Genomic DNA, 4,618 nt, shown 5'->3' with positions numbered 1-4,618 from the left:
CGCCGAGCGGGAGACAGGGGGTTTCGGCGATCCGGCCCAGCCCCTGAGCGCCGAAGGAGCCGACGACGCCGTGCTGGCCGCTCTGCGCCTCCGCTTGGCCGCCCTCGAGCGGGCCCAGCAGAGACTGGTGGCAGGAACCTTCGGGCGATCGGTCCGCAGCGACGTGGCCATCCCCGACGAGCGCCTCGACGCGGATCCGGCCGCTGAGCTCACCGTCGAGGAGGCCGGCGCCCCGGCCGCTGGACCGCCGGGCTCGGGTTGATCGTGGAGGGAGGCCGGGGGAAGGGATCGGCCATGGACAGCTTCGGGGCCTCCGCTCCGCTCCGGGTCGGGGAGACCGACTACGAAATCCGCCGATTGTCGGTCCTCGATGGCGTAGGGAACATCGCAGGCCTCCCTTACTGCCTCAAGGTGCTGCTGGAGAACCTCGTCCGCCACGAGGATGGAAGGGCCGTCACCGCCTCCGACGTCGCTGCGCTGGCCGCGTGGACGCCCGCCCAGGCCGGCGAGGGGCAGCTGGCCTTCTTCCCGGAACGGGTTCTCATGCAGGACTTCACCGGCGTGCCCGCCGTCGTGGATCTGGCCGCCATGAGAGAGGCCGTTGTCGCGCTGGGCGGGGACCCGGCCAAGGTGAGACCCCGGGTACCGGTCGAGCTGGTCATCGACCACTCCGTCATCGCCGAGGCCAGCGGCACCTCTGCTGCCTTTGGGCGGAACAAGGCCATCGAGGCCGAGCGCAACGCCGAGCGGTACCGGCTCTTGGGCTGGGCTTCCCAGGCCCTCGAGCGGTTCCGGGTCGTCCCCCCCGACACCGGCATCTGTCACCAGGTCAACCTCGAGTACCTGGCCCGGGGGGTGATGACCGATCCCTCCGGTGTGGCCTTCCCCGACACCGTGGTGGGCACCGACTCGCACACCCCGATGATCAACGGGCTGGGCGTGCTCGGCTGGGGGGTGGGGGGCATCGAGGCGGAAGCGGCCATGCTGGGCCAGGCCGTATCGATGCTGACCCCGGCCGTGGTGGGCATGCGCCTCCACGGTCAGTTGCCCGAGGGATCGACGGCCACCGACCTGGTGCTGACCATCGCCCAGCTGCTGCGACAGCACGGGGTAGTGGGCAAGTTCGTCGAGTTCTACGGGCCTGGGGTCGGCGCCGTCAGTGTCGAGAACCGGGCGACCATCGGCAACATGTCCCCCGAGTACGGCGCCACCTGTGCCATCTTCCCCGTCGACGAGGCCACCTTGGCCTACCTGGCCTTCACCGGCCGGACCCCGGAACACGTCGCCCTGGTCGAGGCCTACGCCAAGGAACAGGGCCTGTTCCACGAGCCCGGAGGCGACCCGCCGGTCTATTCGGAGAACATCGAGCTGGACCTGAGCACGGTCGAGCCCAGCATCGCCGGCCCGGCCCGGCCTCAGGACCGGTTGCCGCTGAGCCGGGCCCGCGCTGCCTTCCGGGCGGCGCTGGCCTCGGTGGTGGGCGAAGGACATGTCGGTGACCCCCCGCCCACCCCGGTCGGGCCGATCGACGAGGCGTCGGCCGAGTCGTTCCCGGCCAGCGATCCGCCGGCCACGGCCGGAGGCGCCATCAGGCGCCGGCCGGCGCACCCCGTCACCGGGCCGAGCGGCTCGACCGGCCCCGACCCGGCGGCCAGGCGGCCGTCGCCGCCCATGCGGTTCGGGATCGGGGCCGGGGAGATCGCCCACGGAGCCGTCGTCATAGCCGCCGTCACCAGTTGCACCAACACCTCCAACCCCCAGGTGATGGTGGCGGCGGGCCTGTTGGCCCGCAACGCGGTGGCCGCCGGGCTTCTGCCCCGGCCCTGGGTCAAGACCTCTCTTGCTCCCGGCTCGCGAGTCGTCACCGACTACTACGACCGGGCCGGGTTGACCGGGCCGCTCGAGGCCCTCGGCTTCCACCTGGTCGGATACGGCTGCACCACCTGTATAGGTAACTCCGGGCCGCTGCTGCCCGGAGTGTCAGAGGCGGTAAGGGCCCGGGACCTGGCCGTGTGCTCGGTGCTGTCGGGGAACCGCAACTTCGAAGGGCGCATCCACCCCGAGGTACGGATGAACTACCTGGCGTCTCCCCCTCTGGTGGTCGCCTACGCCCTGGCCGGCACTCTCGACATCGACCTCACGACCGACCCGCTCGGGACCGGCCCGAGCGGCGCCCCGGTCTACCTGCGCGACCTCTGGCCGTCCTCGGCCGAGGTCGACGACGTGGTGCGCGCCAGCATTTCGCCGGGAATGTTCGCCGGTGCCTATGACAGCGTGTTCGAAGGCGACGAGGCCTGGCGAGCCCTGGAGATCCCCACTGGTCCGTCGTTCACCTGGGCCGAGGACTCGACCTATATCCGCCGCCCGCCGTTCCTCGAAGGGATCGGGCCCCATCCCGAGCCGGTCGGCGACATCACCGGCGCGCGGGGGCTGGTGATGTTGGGAGACAGCGTGACCACTGATCACATCTCCCCCGCCGGCTCCATCCCCCCCGACAGCCCGGCCGGGCGCTATCTGGCGGCCCTCGGCGTAGAACGAGCCGACTTCAACTCCTACGGGGCCCGGCGGGGCAACCACGAGGTCATGATCCGGGGAACCTTCGCCAACGTCCGCATCCGCAACCGCCTGGCTCCGGGCACCGAGGGCGGCGTCACCGTGCACCTCCCGGGAGGCGAGGCCTGCAGCATCTACGACGCCTCGGTGCGCTACGCCGCCGAGGGGGTTCCTCTCCTCGTCATCGCCGGCTCCGACTACGGGTCGGGCTCGTCGCGGGACTGGGCGGCCAAGGGCACCCGGCTGCTCGGAGTGCGCGCCGTGCTGGCCACCAGCTACGAGCGCATCCACCGCTCGAACCTGATCGGCATGGGTGTGCTGCCCCTCCAGTTCGGGCCCGGCCAGTCCGCCGACACCCTGGGACTCACCGGCCGGGAGGTCTACGGGATCAGCGGCCTCGAGCCCCTCGGACGAGGAGTCGTGCCGGAGGAAGTGACCGTCAGCGCCGATTCCATCGAGTTCGCCGCCCGGCCCCGCATCGACACTCCGGCGGAGGTCGAGCATTACCGCCACGGAGGGATCCTGTCCTACGTGCTGCGCGATCTCGCCCGGTCCGGATAGCGAGGAGAGGTCGTGGAGGTATCGGTCGGACCGGCGGTGGTGTCCACCCATTTCGATGACGAGGTCGTCGTGTGCGAGCTCAACGCCGAGATGTCGGGCACCAAGGAGCAGGGCTACTTCGCGGCTGACACCCGCCTGGTGTCGGGCTACCGGCTCAAGCTCGGCGGCGCGCGGCCCACCTTGCTCAACGGGGCCGCCACCGCGCACCACTCGGCACGCTTCGAGCTGACGAACCCGGCCTTGGTGGGCGCCGGGGGCGCCGAGATCCCCGAACGTTGCCTCCACCTGCGCCTGGACCGCACCACCGGGCCGGGCATCCACGAGGACTACGACCTCACCAACCAGAGCCGGGACCACGTCATCGTCGACCTCGAGGTCAGCATCGAGTCCGACTTCGCCGACCTGTTCGACGTCAAGGCCCACCGGCGCGTCCGCCGCGGCTCCATCCACGGTGTCTGGGACGAGGCGAGTGGACGGCTCACCACCAGATATGCCAACGGGGCCTTCGAGCGCGCCATCGTCCTGGAGGTGGCCAACAACGACTCGGCGCCCGAGTTCGCCAACGGCGGGATCCTGTTCCGCGTCGAGCTCGCTTCAGGGGCGTCGTGGCATGCCTGCCTGTTCTGGATGCCGGTGATCGATGGTGCCGAGCGGCGGGTGACCCGACCGTGCCATCAGCTCGTAGCGGCCGACTCCGTCCACGAGGTGGCCCGACGGCGCTGGGTGGAGAAGGCGACCATCATCGAGACCTCGAACCCGGGGGTGACCGTGGCCCTGCGCCAGGCCGTCGACGACCTGGCCGGGCTGCGCCTGCACCACCACGACGACGAGGCCGGAGCCGATCCGGAAAATGACGATCTCGACGCCTGGGTGCCGGCCGCCGGCATCCCGTGGTTCGTCAGCCTCTTCGGGCGTGATTCCCTCACCGTGGCGTTCCAGACCTTCGCCATGTCACCCCGCTTCGCCCTGGGAAGCCTCCGGGCCCTGGGCGCCCTGCAGGCCGAGGGCTACGACGACCGCCGCGACATGCAGCCCGGCAAGATCGAACACGAGGTGCGCCACGGGGAGCTCGCCGCCCTGCACCTCATCCCCCACACCCCCTACTACGGCGGCCATGAGACCACCACGCTGTATGTCCTGGTGGCGGCGGAGGCCTGGGCCTGGCACGGGGACCGCCAGGCCTTGGAGGCCATCCGCCCCCATGTCGAACGGGCCCTGGCCTGGATCGGGGCCGACGGCGACATCGATGGCGACGGGCTCCAGGAGTATCAGCGCCGCTGTCCCGAGGGCTACTACAACCAGGGCTGGAAGGACTCCGGGGACGGCATCGTCATGGCCGACGGATCGCTGGCCAAGCTGCCGATAGCTCTGTGTGAGCACCAGGGGCTGGTGGTGGCGGCCAAGCGGGCCTGGGCCAAGGTGGTCGAGACCGCCTTCGGTGACAAGGCCCTGGCAGCCGGGCTGCGCTCGGAGGCCGACCGGCTGGCCGGCGCCATCGAGGAGC

General features: G+C 71.0%; 3 protein-coding genes. All 3 read left to right on the top strand.

What is annotated here, in order from left to right; translation table 11 throughout:
- On the top strand, positions 1-262 hold a 262-nt coding region (locus tag VFW24_11935), incomplete at its 5' end, for a hypothetical protein (GenBank protein ID HEX5267473.1).
- A gap of 32 nt (positions 263-294) precedes the next feature.
- Positions 295-3,114 carry an aconitate hydratase gene (locus VFW24_11930; protein ID HEX5267472.1) on the top strand — a complete coding sequence of 940 codons (2,820 nt, stop codon included), beginning with the start codon at positions 295-297 and terminating at the stop codon, positions 3,112-3,114.
- 12 nt (positions 3,115-3,126) lie between these two features.
- Positions 3,127-4,618, top strand: a 1,492-nt coding sequence (locus tag VFW24_11925; GenBank protein HEX5267471.1) for a glycogen debranching N-terminal domain-containing protein, incomplete at its 3' end; no start/stop codon positions are given.

The sequence above is a fragment of the Acidimicrobiales bacterium genome (genome assembly GCA_036273495.1).
GTDB lineage: Bacteria > Actinomycetota > Acidimicrobiia > Acidimicrobiales > JAJPHE01 > DASSEU01.
This window is presented reverse-complemented; position numbering and strand designations above follow the sequence as displayed.

What these genes read in the sequence shown, in the direction of transcription:
- VFW24_11930 (HEX5267472.1), top strand. Translation starts at nt 295, where the DNA reads ATGGACAGCTTCGGGGCCTCCGCTCCGCTCCGGGTCGGGGAGACCGAC.